The sequence below is a fragment of the Chryseobacterium sp. JV558 genome (assembly GCF_033712365.1).
Classification (GTDB): Bacteria; Bacteroidota; Bacteroidia; order Flavobacteriales; family Weeksellaceae; genus Chryseobacterium.
On sequence record NZ_WJHU01000001.1, the window covers coordinates 611,701 to 627,596 of the forward strand.

The 15,896-nt window shown below is 34.4% G+C and carries 15 protein-coding genes; 5 read left to right on the forward strand and 10 right to left on the reverse strand.

Annotated features, from left to right (window positions below; all coding sequences use genetic code 11):
- Positions 1 to 3: 3 nt before the first annotated feature.
- Together GFU89_RS02865 and GFU89_RS02870 are read right to left on the reverse strand one after the other, a co-directional pair.
- Complete coding sequence (locus GFU89_RS02865; RefSeq protein ID WP_318845700.1) at positions 4 to 4,833, reverse strand: CotH kinase family protein; 4,830 nt, start codon at positions 4,831 to 4,833, stop codon at positions 4 to 6.
- A 1-nt stretch (position 4,834) separates the two neighbouring features.
- Entirely contained in the window at positions 4,835 to 5,575 is a 741-nt protein-coding gene (locus GFU89_RS02870) for a hypothetical protein (protein ID WP_318845701.1), read from the reverse strand.
- A 594-nt stretch (positions 5,576 to 6,169) separates the two neighbouring features.
- Here GFU89_RS02870 and GFU89_RS23320 point away from each other — a divergent pair.
- Together GFU89_RS23320 and GFU89_RS23325 are read left to right on the forward strand one after the other, a co-directional pair.
- On the forward strand, positions 6,170 to 6,355 hold the full coding sequence (locus GFU89_RS23320) for a transposase (RefSeq protein WP_413228577.1): 186 nt from the start codon (positions 6,170 to 6,172) through the stop codon (positions 6,353 to 6,355).
- A gap of 190 nt (positions 6,356 to 6,545) precedes the next feature.
- Positions 6,546 to 6,713, forward strand: coding sequence for a transposase (locus GFU89_RS23325; protein WP_413228578.1), 168 nt, complete (start codon positions 6,546 to 6,548; stop codon positions 6,711 to 6,713).
- A gap of 363 nt (positions 6,714 to 7,076) precedes the next feature.
- Here GFU89_RS23325 and GFU89_RS02875 read toward each other — a convergent pair whose 3' ends face one another.
- Positions 7,077 to 8,627 carry a T9SS type A sorting domain-containing protein gene (locus tag GFU89_RS02875; RefSeq protein ID WP_318845702.1) on the reverse strand — a complete coding sequence of 517 codons (1,551 nt, stop codon included), beginning with the start codon at positions 8,625 to 8,627 and terminating at the stop codon, positions 7,077 to 7,079.
- 245 nt (positions 8,628 to 8,872) lie between these two features.
- On the opposite strand from GFU89_RS02875, the gene GFU89_RS02880 reads away from it, so the two are divergent.
- On the forward strand, positions 8,873 to 9,475 hold the full coding sequence (locus tag GFU89_RS02880; protein WP_318845703.1) for a hypothetical protein: 603 nt from the start codon (positions 8,873 to 8,875) through the stop codon (positions 9,473 to 9,475).
- 333 nt (positions 9,476 to 9,808) lie between these two features.
- Complete coding sequence (locus GFU89_RS02885) at positions 9,809 to 10,768, forward strand: hypothetical protein (RefSeq protein WP_318845704.1); 960 nt, start codon at positions 9,809 to 9,811, stop codon at positions 10,766 to 10,768.
- A gap of 25 nt (positions 10,769 to 10,793) precedes the next feature.
- Here GFU89_RS02885 and GFU89_RS02890 read toward each other — a convergent pair whose 3' ends face one another.
- The 7 genes from GFU89_RS02890 to GFU89_RS02920 form a co-directional block, all read right to left on the reverse strand.
- Positions 10,794 to 11,348 carry a DUF4256 domain-containing protein gene (locus GFU89_RS02890; protein ID WP_318845705.1) on the reverse strand — a complete coding sequence of 185 codons (555 nt, stop codon included), beginning with the start codon at positions 11,346 to 11,348 and terminating at the stop codon, positions 10,794 to 10,796.
- 138 nt (positions 11,349 to 11,486) lie between these two features.
- Entirely contained in the window at positions 11,487 to 11,885 is a 399-nt protein-coding gene (locus GFU89_RS02895; RefSeq protein WP_318845706.1) for a DoxX family protein, read from the reverse strand.
- Between the two features lie 10 nt (positions 11,886 to 11,895).
- The gene (locus GFU89_RS02900; RefSeq protein ID WP_318845707.1) at positions 11,896 to 12,480 is read right to left on the reverse strand and encodes a YdeI/OmpD-associated family protein; all 585 of its coding nucleotides are present in this window, start codon (positions 12,478 to 12,480) and stop codon (positions 11,896 to 11,898) included.
- Between the two features lie 125 nt (positions 12,481 to 12,605).
- Positions 12,606 to 13,070: an SRPBCC domain-containing protein gene (locus GFU89_RS02905; protein WP_318845708.1), complete on the reverse strand. Its 465-nt coding sequence runs from the start codon at positions 13,068 to 13,070 to the stop codon at positions 12,606 to 12,608.
- Between the two features lie 188 nt (positions 13,071 to 13,258).
- Positions 13,259 to 13,585: a metalloregulator ArsR/SmtB family transcription factor gene (locus GFU89_RS02910; protein ID WP_318845709.1), complete on the reverse strand. Its 327-nt coding sequence runs from the start codon at positions 13,583 to 13,585 to the stop codon at positions 13,259 to 13,261.
- Between the two features lie 80 nt (positions 13,586 to 13,665).
- Entirely contained in the window at positions 13,666 to 14,952 is a 1,287-nt protein-coding gene (locus tag GFU89_RS02915) for an MBL fold metallo-hydrolase (RefSeq protein WP_318845710.1), read from the reverse strand.
- A gap of 31 nt (positions 14,953 to 14,983) precedes the next feature.
- Positions 14,984 to 15,400, reverse strand: a complete 417-nt coding sequence (locus GFU89_RS02920) for a helix-turn-helix transcriptional regulator (RefSeq protein ID WP_318845711.1) — start codon at positions 15,398 to 15,400, stop codon at positions 14,984 to 14,986.
- 149 nt (positions 15,401 to 15,549) lie between these two features.
- Here GFU89_RS02920 and GFU89_RS02925 point away from each other — a divergent pair, with 149 nt between their 5' ends.
- The gene (locus tag GFU89_RS02925) at positions 15,550 to 15,783 is read left to right on the forward strand and encodes a SymE family type I addiction module toxin (protein ID WP_309432918.1); all 234 of its coding nucleotides are present in this window, start codon (positions 15,550 to 15,552) and stop codon (positions 15,781 to 15,783) included.
- The last annotated feature ends 113 nt before the right edge of the window (positions 15,784 to 15,896 follow it).

Below are 15,896 nucleotides of genomic sequence, written 5' to 3' on the forward strand. Positions count from 1 at the left end.
TTATTATGTTATCGGATAAATTTTTGCGGCAAAATAGCTCCAATTGGTTGCCGTTTTATAAGCAGAAACGCTTGCTGCGGGTACATGAATTTCTACTGTATCTATTATTATCCCGTCAGCAACAAAATTAGTTCCCACCAAAATAGGAGGCGTTGTTGCCAATACTTTAATTATTACTCTTGTAACGCCAAATTGGCCTGCAGCTGGGTACATAGGCATGCAGTAATTTTCTATGTAGTTAATTGAAGCCGGAAGAATAATAGTAACTTCATTCTCTCCCCTAAGAGGCTTTAGAGTCAAACCATACGAATCCATTCTTTCTAAGCTCGTACACCCGGATAAATCAACAAGATTGGAAACAAGCTCTTCAACAGTATAATTATTTACATTATTAGTAAGCATATTTTTGAAAATTCTCGTGATATAAGGAAGGTTATATTTCCCCGCTCTCGGATACATGAACTGAAATGAATTTGTTGTATAAATCTTAACATTCTTAAATAAATTAATATCGAAGTATTTTCCATAAAATGGAATTTCGCCAAGTTCCTCTAGCTTATCAAAATTTCCGACTACAACAGCATTATACTTAAAGTAAAATGCATTAGAACCTATCTTCTTTATATTGGGAGGAAAAATAATACTTTCCAATTCATTTTCATTTGAATTTGAATTGAATGCTCTATCTCCAATTGTCTCCACATTCGTGAAAAATCTAAACTCATCAAAACTGTTAGAAAGCTTTCTCGAGGTATTAACAGATGTGTTGAAAGTGTCAGCAGGAATATTGATAACAGCTCTTGCTTCCGCAAAACTAAGTTCTCCATCACCGTTGGTATTAAAGACATTTAATAATGTAGCTTTCCTGGTCGCACTCGAAATTTGAATGAAAGTGGCAACATTTGAAAATGTAAATTTAAAGTCTGGCCAATTGGCTTCCATGAAATCTTTATCTTCTTGATATATGGTAGTAAAGTTCCAAGTTCCTTCAACTACAGAATGAGGCGTTGTGTTACCTGAATCATCAATCCCCTTAGCATTGATAATTGGGAAAAACATCTCACTCGAAGCACTACTTCCATTTAGATTATTAACTCTCACTCTGCTCAAATTTTTAAGATTTGAAACAATGTCATTAACATTAATTAAAGGGCAGTCTTTGATAACAAGTGTTTTAATTGAACTTGCTGTAAAAGTTAAGTTAGAATAGGTAATAAATTTTTGATTATCTAATATTAAAGTACTTGCTGTGCTTGGCAAAATTAAGGAAGCAAGCAAACCACCTTTTGGCAATAATACCGACGATATTCCTGTTCCTGCAGCAGAAACTCTTTTAATACTTGTACAAGCAGTAAGATCTAATGACTGTTTTAGATTTGGACAATTCGTTACATCCAACTCTTCCAGAATTGTATTATTACCAATAAACAAGTTTCTCAAATTTTGATTTGAATAACCTAAAATTTGACTTCCAATTCGAAGTCTCGACAAATTCATCGCTTTTGAAACATCTAAAGTACCAAGATACTTTCCTGACAAATCTCCAAGATCTTTAATTGCAGATGCACCATAGATAATGGTTTCTGTATCGTTAAAAGTAATAGCCGGAGCTTGAACTAAGGATGCAACATTTTTTCGCAATCTTGCCCTATTGATATAAGAACCAAACTTAATTTTCGTATATCCGTCTTTCTGAGCCGTTAATAAAAAATTAGCATTTGGAGGAACTGCAGGCGTGCCCGAAGGTGTATAAAGTCTCATCGTGATATAATCAGAAGAGAAAGTAGAGGTGTCATACTTTCCGTCCATATATCTGAATCTATTTAATAACCAATAATTCCTGTGTGATTTTCTTGAACCTTGTGCGGTGTATAAGTAACTTCCATTCCCGGCTATCACCAAAGGATCTATATATTTATATTTCGCATCTTCATTAAAAATACTTTCCGCCCATTTGTCAGATTCTAATGTGTTAAAATAACTGTTGCACTTATCATAAGTCAGAATTCCAGAAGTTCTCATTTGCTGGTATAATGCGGTAATCTCAGTATCAAAAGCAACTTCAACCAATTTCCAAAGCTCTGAAAGTGCGCCATTCCAGACAAAACCACTTCCTACTTGGTCGTGGGCTTCCACCCAGTAATCATACACATTGTGGCCTTCGTTGTTAAGACCTAAAACCGTATCATTATCATAAAAAATAAGATACCAACGGTTGTTTCCTTGTGCATCCGGATACATCGCAAACATTTGATTTTTAGCGCGCTGATCAACCATTGCAAAAAATTCAGTAAATACATAATAAAACAGTAAAAACTGAATATTAAAATGATCTGGAGCCTCGGTTTTGAATTTTGCAGGATTGTTTTTGCAACTCACAATCCATGTATGCAAAGCTTCAAGATTCGAAGTATCTTCATTATCTTCCGGATATCTTCCCTCAAAATCATTTTTCCATAAATGCTTACCATTTTCGTCTACACTTTGAAAATCTGTAGCAATAAATAATGTATTATCAGACGTATTGTTTAAAAATTCCCAGCATTCCTGACCCCCTGTAAAACCCGTTGTTGCTTCATTAGACTTATCATTATTAAAATTATATTTTCCTAAGAAAATACGCTCCGAATCTGGTGTCGCTCTGTGAAATATAAGCATTGGAAACCCATCCATCGTAGTACGGATATTAGGATTAACTAATTGTGGTGGAACTAAATAACCCAATTGATTCAAAGAATCTTGTGCAAGCCTCGCCAAACCAATGTTGTGAGAACCTGAAGACTCCATGAAGTCAGCTTTAAAAGTAAATGTCTTTTCCGCCAATGAATTATCACGAAGCTTATACTTGGAAGAAACTAATTCTCCATTTTTAAAGCCTCCATTAAATTTTATTTTAAAGTTTTTTCGGGGATAATATTGTGATGATGTACCCTGAACATCAACACTCGCATTTACATAAGAAAACGATTTTGTAGGATCTTGAGCATTTTCATACTCACCAACAATTGTTTTTTTATCGCCTTTATAAGTTGGCAGATCTCCAACAATAGTTAAGCATGGAATTGATTGTAAACATTTATCGTAGGACAAATTTCCAAATGCATCGTACAATTTATTTCTCTCATAAATGTTGACTTTTTCAACCAGGTTATCCATGTCAGCAATAAAATTCGACAACATCTGATCGGCGTTTAGATTATTATTATAAACCCTGATATTATATAGATTAATAGTACAATCACTGCTTCCAATGGTAATGTTTTGAGGAGCTTGTTGTAAAAAGCTGTCTAATGAATTATACTGATATAATGAAGATATAATTCCATTGATATACACAAATACCAATCTTTGATCTGCAACTTTTGTAACGACTACACTTACACGGATCCTTTCCTCTTCTTTAAAAAATATGGAAGTACCGTCCTGCTCAGAACTGAACAAAAACGAATTTGAGGTAGCAACAAATCCAACATTTCCATTTTTACAAGAAAAAATAGTACTGTCACTGTTTTTTATATCTGAAGTTGAAAACTCAAATTCTAATGTTTTACCACCTGTTTTAAAATCATTTTCAAAAATTTTGAAAGGAATCTCAACCCTTGCATTTCCACTCACTTTAAGCGCCACAGAACCCTTTGAATCCTGAATCCATCCATTGGTGCTGAAATCAAAATCAGTAAGAGTACATGACAGGTTTTTGTATTTCCACTCGTTTTTGTTAATCTCTGAATTGCTTCTGTTTCGACTGCTTAAAAATAATTCCAGGCCTAACGTTTCGGCTTCAACTTGAATATCAAATGCAGTTACAACTACTGAAGTATTTTTCGTGACATTGCCACATTTAAAAGTTACAGTGTGCGCACCTGAGTCCATAAATGTATAAGTGAACTTCTGCAAACTTCTATTTACTACCAATTCTGAAACCTTCAAGCCGTCGACCAAAATCTCAACATCACTATAATTTGATGATGGTGAATACACCAGATATTCAATCGAAGCTGGAGCATATTGATTAGCAACAACATTATTTGCTGAAGAAACCAGAGGTGTTAAATTACCAGCAACAGCACTGATGATATCTGTAAATAAGTGATTACTTTCAATGATTTCTCCTGACAAATCAGCGGTCATATACACCTCTAAAATATGAACTCCGTGCGACTGTGCAGGAATTTCATAAAGAAGCTCTTTGTTATTTATTGAAGTAACTACTGGTGGAAGATCTGATCCATTTAATTTGAAATGAATCGTCTTCTCTACATTCCCGGTTGGAATATATCGAAAAATGATTGGTCCCGAATTAATAGTGGTCTTGTCGTAGGTAGTACTTAAAGCAAGTGCTATTGTTTGAATGTCATATTTTAATTTCCTATTATTTCCATAACTATCGGTGATACTAAGTGTTATTGTATTGTCTCCCGCCAAAATATATGACGTGATATCTATCTCATTGACTCCCTGATTAATGTTTTTATTAAATAGAATCGTATTTCCCTTTAAAATACTCGCAGTTCCTCCGCCAGTCTCACTACCATCAACGCTGTCGATGGATGACCACGAAAAAACTATTTTAACTTCGCTTCCAAATGATTTTACGAATGATGCAGGTATTTCAGATTTTGCGCGGAAAACAATTCCATTGGCTCCTCCGTTTCCCCCACCAGTTCCATATTCACTTTCTGACTTTTCTCCTAAAGCTGAATATGCAATCTGTTTAATGATTTTTCCATCTTCATTTTTAATGAAGAACATCACGGGATAAATGAAGTTATCTGCAACTTCTTTATCTGATCTTTCATAATTTGTAAAATAAATTCTTCCTGTATATCTCATTTTAATCTTCTTGTGTTAAATCAATAAAACCATCTGTTCCACCTCCAGGCATATTAACCTCCAGAACAGACCAAATCAAACCGTCAAAAGAAATTATTCCGAAATTTTCAATCTTAACTCCTGAAGCATTTTCGTAGACTCCACTCCCTGCCCAAAACCATTTTGCTGATCCAGGTTTAACAATAATATGATCAGTAGGCCTTAAAATTCCTCCAAAGGAAGAATTTGCTCCTGAACTTTTAAGCAATTCTATCTGCTCCCTGTTTTCTTTGATGTAGTCTACGATTTTCTGAAGCTTATCAAGATCATCATCATTCGAAGTTAGTATTTCGTTGATTTTTGCTATCAGCTCAAGCATTTCATTATCTTTTGCCTGAAGTATATTTACAATTTCCTCTATTTGCTCCTTTGTATAGACATTTCCGGTCTCTTCACCATCGTCTATAGTGGCTGCTAGTTTGATCTTTAATTTTTCTTTCCATTCTTCTACATTTCTAGCAGTAAGATTGGATGCATTAAGTCTTGCGAGCACTAAATTGTGTGCGCTTTCATCTTGCAGATGATTTGTAAAAGTTGTGCTGGATACCGTTTTTTGAAAAGTTTCATTTAAACCTGTTACCTCATCCATCTCGATTTTTTCATCTAAATGACGGAATGAAGAAAAGGTCTGCTGAAACTGATGTTCTGTGGGTATATCACCCTTTTCAAACCAGCTAAATATTGTTTTTAATGGTACTTTCATTATTATTGGAAATTAGTTTTTATAAAATTGATGATTGGAGGGAAAGTTTGTTCCTGATAGACTTATTGTAGTTAAATAGAATTCTATTTCTTTTGAGTAATTATTGATTTTCGTCCTCTTTTATCGTGCTGTCAATTAGTGAATTATTAATATGGTTACAACTTAGAAAACATATTTTCGCAATGCTTTTTTGTAGTTTATTTTAAATCAACTACATTCTTTTACATTTTTTCTATACTGTTTTCTTGGTATATTTTTTTTGATTCCAATCATCATTTATATTCTTTAGAGTGCAAATTTCATTGTTTTTTGGTCCCTATAAAAGTTTTTTGACCTCGCTATTCTGTAGTTGCAGTAACACGTATTTTTAACAGAGATAAGACAGTGTGAATTAATAATCAATTCATCAAAATAATATTTTATATTAGTATCATAAATGGGATCAGTCTCAGTTTTGGCAACAGAAACCATACGCTGAATGTTGGCTTATTTTCCCTGAAAATATCTTAGAACAATTGATGAAGTCTTTTTATCAGATGGCGAGTTTTATACTGCTCTTACTTCAAAAAGAGCAAAAAAGGTAGAGAAGGTAGTATTGTAGGTATTATTAAAAGTACCAGGAGTGATACCGTTGTAGAACATCTTTTAAAAATAGACAGAAGGCTTCGGCTGAAGGTAAAAGAAATTACTCTTGATACTATAGCATCAATGAAACTTATTGCAAAACGGAGCTTTCCTAACGCTTTACAGGTAATAGATCGTTTCATGTACAAAAATTAACTGCGGAGGCTCTTCAGGAACTTAGAGATCAAACACCATAGGGAAGCTATTGAAATGGAAAATAATGCTATTGGAGATCTCTCAGAAGGAAACCAGGATATACAGAGTTTTGAGAATGGAAACAGCTGGAAACAACTTTTAGCAACAAGTAGATATTTACTTTACAAAAGTTAACAGATGACTTAGAAGGATATACAATCAGCACCTGATAAAATCTGTACAGATGACTAAATTGGCACATTGGTTCAGAAAAGTCGAAGAAGCCGATTTTAAATCATTTTCTATCTTAAGAAAAACAATAATGAATCATTATAGAGAGATCTTAGCCTTTTTTGACAAAAGAAGCATAGAAGGGTAAAGGATAGAACATTTCTCCTCTTTAGATTAATCAAACTTTTGTGCTTGATCTCTTTTTATGACTAATTCAGTATCTACCTTTTTATTTTTCAAAAGGGAACAAAAAATACAAACCACCCTTAAAAGGATGGTTTGTAGTCAATAGCGAACAAATGTCGAAACAATTAATTGCTGATTTGGAAACGTTGGTACAATTAAATTCGTGATGTAAATAAATTTTTCCTACTACTAATAAGCTTATATTAAAATCAATTTCCCGTTGTAATATTGCATAAATAATTCGGTACTTTTTTCTGATCTTTTTCATACTCTTAAAGTTAAAGAGTATAAAAATTATGTCCTAAGAAAGTTAGCAACTCCAATATTACTTCTTTATCAATTTCTGAACAGAAATTTTATTTCCTGAATTGATTTGTGACCAATATACTCCTTGCTTTGAGATCGGCAGTTGCAGCTGTTCCAGAGTTTGAGAGCATCTGAAATTTTCTTTTTCATAAATAAGTTTACCCGAATAATCAAAAATACCAACGCTTACTTTGGTCTCTTTTTCACATTTTATATTAATATTGTCTGAAAAAACTGTCGGGAAAATCTTGAAGTTATCTGCTTTTTTAGGCTCAACAATTCCTAAGTTATTGTATGTGTATTGTGCAAGTGCAAATTTGCTGTTGCCGGGAAAATCTGAAGAAGAAGCAAATCCTGCAAGAATTATTTTTGAATCAAAAACCAATGATGAATACGGAATATCCTGAAATCCTGAAAAATCTGTAATTACAACACCGGAATTTCCGAATTGTGTATCTAAAATCCCAGATAGATTAAATTTCATCATCGCAAAATTTTCATTACCATTGGTCGCCGAGTACGTAGAACCAACTGCGATAATATTATTTGAAGAATCTAATTTCATATTTCTCAGCTGACCTCCGATACTTGGAAGAAGTGTCTGTACAACACCGTTCGTTCCGAAAGAATTTTCAAAAGAACCATCCACATTGAATTTTATTATTGTAAAGTTAGATAAAACATTGTTATTGCTTGATGAGAATGATTCTCCGCCCAATAAAATACTTCCGTCACTTAAAACAATATTGGAATTTGACAGAGAGCTACCTATATTCGTAACATTAAAATATCTGTATCCTACGGTGGCAAATGAAGTATCCAAAGTTCCGTTTGGTAACAATCTTAATATAAACATTCTACTTTGGTTGGAGCCTGTCGTCAGCAAAAGATAGCCTGAACAAACGATTGTTCCATTTGGAGCAATATTTACGGCATTCAAATAATGGCGGTGATTAACAGGTGCAATAGTGAATAGTCCGGTATTATTAAACGTAGTATCAAATTGACCGTTCTGTAATAAACGTAAAACGTAACCTTCTGTAAGTGCATTCGTGCCTCTTTTGTTACCGACCACAATTATTTTTCCGTCAGATTGCAGTTCACCGTTAAAGACATTGTCATCTGACTGAGCGCCAAAATTGATTTCCAGAATACCGTTTGTACCGAAATTTGTAACATAATTTCCATTTTCATCAACTTTACAGACGATGATGTTAAAATAGCCGTCGGTGGCAAGCTTAGTTCCGAGAATGATTATCTCGTTGTTGCTTGTCTTTAATATTTTTTCAATTGATTTAAACGGAAGCTGTTTGATTCCGTTGCTCTGAAAAGAAGTGTCAAAAGAACCGTCAGAATTGTGTCTCACAAGATAAGCGCTGGTATTGTCAGTACCTCCAACCAGTATTTTACTGTTGCTCACAGCAATCATCGACCCTATTTTCTCAAGATTTGAGTTTGCATTGATGTCATAAACCATTTTTCCATTGGTTCCAAAATTATTATCAAGTACCTGAGCAAAAAAGAGGTGTACAGATGATAACAAAACGATAAATATCGCTTGATATTTCATAATTATTTATTTAACTAATTTCTGATATTTGACGATGGAGTCAGCGGTTTTATCCTGAAATTCAGAAGAATTAAACCACGCAAATATAGGTAAAAACTTCAATGAAAGAACATGAATCCCGCTTTTGAGAATACTACCTCTTTCATCATAAAGAAGGTTCGATAAAGATGTCTGAAAAATATCTGAATAAATTGATTCGTACATATTTTGTGCATATTCTAAAATACTTCGAGTATTTTTAATAAATGGATCTTATTGAAATTGAAGCCATTCAGCAGTGCTTTGTTGATGCATCGAAAAGAGCCTTGGACGCTAGATTTCAGCTGATAGAAATCCACAGTGCACATGGTTACCTACTTAATGAGTTTCTTTCACCACTTACAAATCAGCGCACTGACAATTACGGCGGAAATCGTGCAAAGATGCTTTTTGAAACTATTAAAAAAGTTAACGATGTCTGGGGTGCAGAGCTCCCAATAACGGTACGTATTTCTGCTACCGATTGGACAGAGGGTGGGTGGACATCTGAAGATTCAGTATGGTTAAGTGAGAAACTGGCAGAAGCAGGGATAGATATTGTTGATGTGTCTACAGGGGGAACGATTCCTGGTGCAAAAATACCTGTAGGATCCGGATATCAACTTCCATTAGCAAGTAAGATAAAACGATCTGTAAATGATGCGATTGCGGTAGGGACTGTAGGTTTAATTACTTCTGCCCAGCAAGCAGAAAAGATATTAATTAACGGTGATGCGGATTTAATCTTCATGGCACGTGAATTTTTGGGAGATCCTTACTTTCCGTTAATGGCTCACAGTTTTTATAAATTTCGTAATTTTATACTATAGAGTTATGAAGGCAATTCTTTGAAATCAAGTGAAATGTACACCATTACCAAATCGTTACCTTGATATTTGCAAAACTTCGCAAACCTATATTCAATAACGTTTCTGTATAGTAGGCCCTACTTTTATATTAAAAATAGGATATGAAGAGATAATGATTTTATGGTGAGAATTAATATCCAGAAAAGAAATTTTAAGAAAAAATAGTAATTTAATAGGGGTTGATCTATTTAATTAATCCTTATTTCTCTATCACTATACTCAGTTTCTACCATGGTCTCTGGTATTAAACGGATTTAGGCACGGAAAATGATTGACTATGCAAAATTGATTTTAATGAAAAAGATGACTAAAGCGCTAGGGCTGGGATTGTTTATGCTCGGTTTACATTTTATATCGGCTCAGACCCCTCAGAATTATATTTATACTTCTTCAGGAGACCTTAGGAAAATAGAAAAAATGATTACCCGTCAGGATATCGGAGGAGTGCAGATTGTTTACAACTGGAGAGCTTTGGAAACCTCAAAAGATGTGTATGATTTTTCTGTGATTGAAAAAGACTTGGACTATTTAACTTCTATCAATAGAAAATTATTTATCCAGCTTCAGGACAGGTTTTTTGAGCCACAGGCCAGATATGTTCCTGATTATGTGTTGAATGATAAAGAGTATGCAGGAGGATTGGTTCCTCAATATGATAATCCGGGAGAAAATAAACCTGTTGGAAGCGGATGGGTTACCCAACAATGGAATCCTGCTGTCCGGGAGCGATTTCAGAAGTTGATAGGAGCGCTGGCACAGAAGTTTGATGGCAAAATTCAAGGGATTAATCTTCCCGAAACATCAATAGATATAGAAATGAAAGCAGATAAAACAGGTTTTAGCTGTGACCGTTATTTTCAGGCTGAACTGGAAAATCTGAAGTTTGCGAGAAATGCTTTCCATCAATCCAATGTACTGCAATATGTCAATTTCTTTCCCTGTGAATGGAACAATGACCATCAATATATGTCCAGGCTGTTTGATTTTGCTTATAAAAATAATATAGGGCTGGGAGGGCCAGATATTGTTCCGAATAAAAAAGGCCAGATGAAAAACTCTTATCCTTTTTTTAATCAATACAAGGGAAAGCTGCCTTTAGTCGCTATGGCGGTTCAGGAACCGACTCTCACTTATACAAATCCGAAAACGAAAAAGCCCTTTACCAAAGAAGAATTTGTAGAATATGCTGAAAACTATCTTGGCGTAAAAATTATCTTCTGGAGTGTGGAATCTCCCTGGTTGAGAGATTCCTAATGTATTCTGATAAAGATAATTCTTCTTATATTTTTAGTATTCCTCTAAACCCTCTTGCTGCATAATAAGAATCTGCACCATTGTGGTAGGTGAATACGGTGTTGTATCGTCTGTCACAGAAGAGAGCGCCTCCAAGTTCTCTTACCTGTGATGGCGTTTTTATCCAGCTTGAGGTCTTTTGATCGAACTTTCCAAGTTCCTGAAGGCTGCGGTATTGTTCCTCTGTTAAAAGTTCAATACCCATTTCTTTAGCTTTGTCGATGGCGTTGCTTTCCGGTTTGTTGGCTTTTCTGGCATCCCAGGCTGGGTAATCATAGCAAAGGCTTCTGCGTTTCGGGCTTTCCGGAGAACAGTCAACGAAAGAATATTCATCTGTTTTCTTATTGTAATCTATGATGTCGGGTTCACCTTCTGTAGTTTCCATTTCGTATAAAGACCAGATTTTTTCAGGGTTGGCTTCCAGTTTTTGGTGGATTTTTTCCCATTTCAGATCCTTATGACGGTTCATGTTTTTTTCAAAACGGGCTTTTAATGTTTGTAAAAGTTCGTTGGTTTGTTCTGGGGTCAGTTTCTTTTTCATATCAAATTTTGTTTTATTATTGATTGAATTGGTTTGTAGTGTTGGAGAATCGCAAAGACGCAAGTTTTGCAAATAAGAGTTTTTTTAAGGCGCGAGGATTTTATCTTCGATAAAATTTCTGTGTTTTTTATCTAAAGATTAATCAATAATGGTAATTTTTCTGTCTGCAGGTCTGAAATACCAGGAAATAATGACCAGGGCCAATAATAATACTGCCGGAAAGGTTCTTCCTGCTGTATCACCCACGATAAGATGGGAAACTACAGCTCCTGACATGACAAAGAAAAATCCTGCATAAGCCCATTCTTTTAATAGCAGACGTTTTGGAATCAGAATGGCAATAACGCCTAGGATTTTCCATATTCCGATAATGGTCATCAGGTAAGAAGGATACCCCAAATTGGTGAAATTGAGCAGTTCATCTTTACTTTTTATCAGCTGTACAATTGCGGTGGAAACCATTCCCAGAGCCATCCAAAGTGTAAATACCCAATAGATGATCTTTGTTCTTTTTTGTGATTGTTGTGGTGTGTTCATGATTTATTTTTTATAGTGAATCGTTTAATCCTATTCCGTCCATGATTTGTGGAATGCATTTTTCAATGCGGGCTTCACGGGTTTTAGACTGTTTGGCAGAGGAAAAGTGGAGTAGATAGGCTCTTTGTCTTCCGGGAGTTAATGCTTTAAAAGCCTCTTGTAATGCAGGATCCTGATCAAGTTTATTTTGAAACTCTTCAGCTATTTCAAACTCTTTAGTTTTTTTCATTTCAACTTTAGCCCCTGATTCTTCAATTTCAACGGCTTCAAACATATAATTGCGAAGAATAGCTTCCAAATCATTGATTTGCTCTACGTCTGTAAAACGAACCTGTCTTGCAGCCTGTACATTTTTAGATTGATGGATCAGAATTTTATCCGGATCTTTCATCAAAGCTCCTTTAAAGAAAAGGATTGCACAATATTCTTTAAAACCGTGGATCAGGAAAATATTTTTCCCTTCATAGGTATAACAGGGACAGCCCCATTTTAGGTCTTCTACAAGGTCTGTGCTTAGAGCAATTGTTCTTAATTTTTCAAATTCTTTGTGCCATTGCTGGCTTTTATCAAAGAAGAAATTCACTTTTGGATTCATGGTGTTTTATATTTGAGGGTTTGTGAGTATTAGAGTGGGAGAGTTGGGGTTTTGGGTGGGATATAAATCTCGAAGCTCGCATCCCGCATATTTTGATTTAAGTATTTCCTATAACCTATTATCTGCTACCTGCTACCTAACAACTCCTGTAAACGGTTATGAGCCATATTGATTCCCTGAGCGAATGGTAATTTCAGCATCTGGTCTCTGAAATCTACAGATTTATAGATCGTCTGGATTGTGATTTTGCTTGTGGTATCCGTGATTTTTTCAAATTCTAAAAATTCCATCTGAACAGGAAAAGGAGTGTTTTCCATCTGAAAAGTTCTTATTATTTTCTCATTATCTATCACTTCGTGAATGGTTCCATTGGCGCTGAAAACTACGTCACCTTGTGGATTGGAGGTTTCAAAGCGATAACTTCCGTGTTGTTTGTTTTCAAATTTTGTCACTTTGGTGCCCATCCATTGTTCGAAAAGTTCAGCTTCTGTATACGCTTTGAAAAGGAGTTCTACCGGAAGATCAAATTCTCTGGTGATGAAAATTTCCTGTTTTCCGTCTTCTGCGTGAATTTTTGTTTTAAGTTCCATATTTTGAGTTTTGGTGTGTGTTAGTGTATTAGAGTAGGAGAGTTTTAGGGTTCGATGCGTGTTACGCGTTTCGGGTTAAGAGATTCGAGTTATTTTGTGGGTGAGGATTTTGAGATTTTAAACTGCAATTCATTTATCCTGCACATCCCAAAACCCGCACCATGAATCTCGATAACCCGTATCTCGCATCACGTATTTTTATTTTGGTACGCTTTCATTACACTTTCCAGCTTGTTGAATTTCTCGTCCCACATTTTGCAGAAGGGTTCTATAAAATCGGCTATTTCTTTCATTTTATTGGGATTTAGGTGATAGATTATTTCGCGGCCGTTTTGTTCAGATCTTAGCAGTTCGCATTCTGTAAGGATCTGGAGATGCTTTGAAACGGTAGGTCTCGCCGTATCAAAATTAGAAGCAATAGCTCCCGCTGTCATCGACTGTGCCGCCACCAACATCAATATAGATCGTCTCGTAGGATCTGCTATCGCTTGAAATACATCTCTTCTTAAATTCATCGTGTAGTTATTTGACTACAAATATATGTGTAGTTATTTAGCTACGCAAGTTTTTTTTGAAAAAACTGTTCAATTATTAATTAAAATATGTATTGAATATTCAATCTTGAAAATTGAGAATTTAAGAAAATTGTAGAACTAAGGTCGTGTAGAACGTTGTGTGATGGATGACCATAGGTATTCCCATAACCAAAATTGCATACAGTAGTAATGGAATTTCTCCAACGATGAATGTTATCACCAATATTTAATGCTTGAAACTCTTCAAAATCCCAATTTTCAGAAGAACCATGATGAGGCACTTGAACTATGTGAACATTAACTAATTTATTTTTAAATGCTTGGGGGAAATTAATTGGGTTGTTATCAGGTTTTATAGAAGTATCACCAAATAAAAGAGTTCCTAAAAGCATTTGACTTTTACTTCCAATATATTGAAATATTCTAGGATAGTGGTAATACTCGTAATAATGTTTTAAATCACAATTAGAATAAGTTCTAACATATAAATTATCATAACGAATTGGGCCATGTAGTAATACAAGTCCATGAGAATTGATTTCTCCGATACAACTAGTATAGCAATCATGAGCTGCTTTTCTTTTTTTTATTATGATTTCTTTTAAATCATCAAGAGATAAATTATCCCCTATATTTTTTCTTAATTCTTTTCTTAGGCAATTATGCAAATTATTAATAGCAGTTTGATTTATGTTTTTAACGTAAGTTGTAAACTCCCAATCTCGCTTAATAAAAAACTGCAAATTATTCTCATAAAGGAGAACATTTTGCATAGAAAGCTCTTCAATGTTTGCATCAATACGAGTTCCTCGAGGATAAACATAATTAGATTGGCTATCATTATCATCATAACCTTGGTAGTCAGTTTTTTCTGAGGTGTCAGGGTTGATAAAATAGATTTTAGTGCCCTCACTATTTTGTATAATAAATAAAGAAGGATTGTCAATAAAGGAAGCATAATCTTCTAAAGACATACCACCATCAGAATCATCACCATAAATTGAAATTAAAAAAAATTGCCTATCCTGTTTTTCAATATATGGCAAGATAATATTTTTTACATTAAACTCCCTCAATAGACGTTTTAAACCAGATACATGATCATAATCTAAATGAGATATAAACAGTAATTCAATCTCATTATTATGTTCATGATAATATGGATTATGTTTTAGATAATCTATTTCATTATTTAAAGATTGATTATTTCCTGAAATAAATCTACTTGTTCCACAATCATAAACAACTGTAAATATCTTGTTAATTTCACGATACCATATCCGGCCACCATAAAACGAACCCTGCCCAGCTTTAAAAAAAGAAAATTCAGCTTCAATTCCTTTCATTGTATTATGTATATGAATTTTGCGGATACTTTTAATTTATTCCCCCCCCAATCAACCTCTCTAACTTCTCAATCATCTCCCTCTGCTGTTCAAGCATACGCTCATAAAGCTCAACCATTTTATCAAGAGGATTAAAAGTAGGTTGATTATTAAAAAAGGCAGGTTGTTGACAATTATCAAAAGAAGCGGTGTTAGAAATAATATTTATTGCATTCTCCTCATCAAAATTCTCAATCGCTTCTGTGGGAACTTTCAAAATTTGTGCTACTTGTGCCAGAATATCAGATTCTACGGTTTCTTTTTGCTCTAAAAGGGAAACTTTTTTCTGGTTCCAGTCATCACCCAGCTCAAAAGCCAATGCTTCCTGTTTGATGCCCAGCATTTCACGGAAACGCTTTATATTTCTACCTTGGTGTATTTTTTTATTTTGCATATCTGTGTAACTCATAATAACAAATATAAAGCTTTAGAACAAAAAAATAATGCTCCTTTTTAAAATAAATGATATTCTAAAATATTCCTCTTCCTGAATAAAAAATACTTCTCTTAACTATAATATCCCCGCAATTATTTCTTGATTTGCTGAAAAATACAAAGATGAAAAAGATGATTAGTATTCGGGGTAAATATAAAATAATTACCTATCGTAACCTTACGGTTTTCCATAAAGGATTTGAGAGAGCCTACAGGAGAATAGTTTTCTTTCCGGAGATCAGAATGGCAGGGAAGTGGCTGCAGGATTGTGGTTTTGAGCCGGGAGATAAAGTGCTGGTGACGGTCAGCAAAAATCAGATTATTTTAGAAAAAGAGGTAGTGAGTTATGAATTATAGGTATGTTGACGGATTTTGATGACTTCCTGGAGGGTTTTTAGAGTATACTAATTTGTGATATTTGCGTGATATTGGGAGAATTTTTTTTTTAAAACGCAAAGTTTTATGTGATG

Bases quoted from the DNA above. Each gene is read 5' to 3' on its own strand.
- GFU89_RS02865 (WP_318845700.1), bottom strand. From the start codon at position 4,833: ATGAGATATACAGGAAGAATTTATTTTACAAATTATGAAAGATCAGAT.
- GFU89_RS02870 (WP_318845701.1), bottom strand. From the start codon at position 5,575: ATGAAAGTACCATTAAAAACAATATTTAGCTGGTTTGAAAAGGGTGAT.
- GFU89_RS02875 (WP_318845702.1), bottom strand. From the start codon at position 8,627: ATGAAATATCAAGCGATATTTATCGTTTTGTTATCATCTGTACACCTC.
- GFU89_RS02880 (WP_318845703.1), top strand. From the start codon at position 8,873: ATGGATCTTATTGAAATTGAAGCCATTCAGCAGTGCTTTGTTGATGCA.
- GFU89_RS02885 (WP_318845704.1), top strand. From the start codon at position 9,809: ATGAAAAAGATGACTAAAGCGCTAGGGCTGGGATTGTTTATGCTCGGT.
- GFU89_RS02890 (WP_318845705.1), bottom strand. From the start codon at position 11,348: ATGAAAAAGAAACTGACCCCAGAACAAACCAACGAACTTTTACAAACA.
- GFU89_RS02895 (WP_318845706.1), bottom strand. From the start codon at position 11,885: ATGAACACACCACAACAATCACAAAAAAGAACAAAGATCATCTATTGG.
- GFU89_RS02900 (WP_318845707.1), bottom strand. From the start codon at position 12,480: ATGAATCCAAAAGTGAATTTCTTCTTTGATAAAAGCCAGCAATGGCAC.
- GFU89_RS02905 (WP_318845708.1), bottom strand. From the start codon at position 13,070: ATGGAACTTAAAACAAAAATTCACGCAGAAGACGGAAAACAGGAAATT.
- GFU89_RS02910 (WP_318845709.1), bottom strand. From the start codon at position 13,585: ATGAATTTAAGAAGAGATGTATTTCAAGCGATAGCAGATCCTACGAGA.
- GFU89_RS02915 (WP_318845710.1), bottom strand. From the start codon at position 14,952: ATGAAAGGAATTGAAGCTGAATTTTCTTTTTTTAAAGCTGGGCAGGGT.
- GFU89_RS02920 (WP_318845711.1), bottom strand. From the start codon at position 15,400: ATGAGTTACACAGATATGCAAAATAAAAAAATACACCAAGGTAGAAAT.
- GFU89_RS02925 (WP_309432918.1), top strand. From the start codon at position 15,550: ATGAAAAAGATGATTAGTATTCGGGGTAAATATAAAATAATTACCTAT.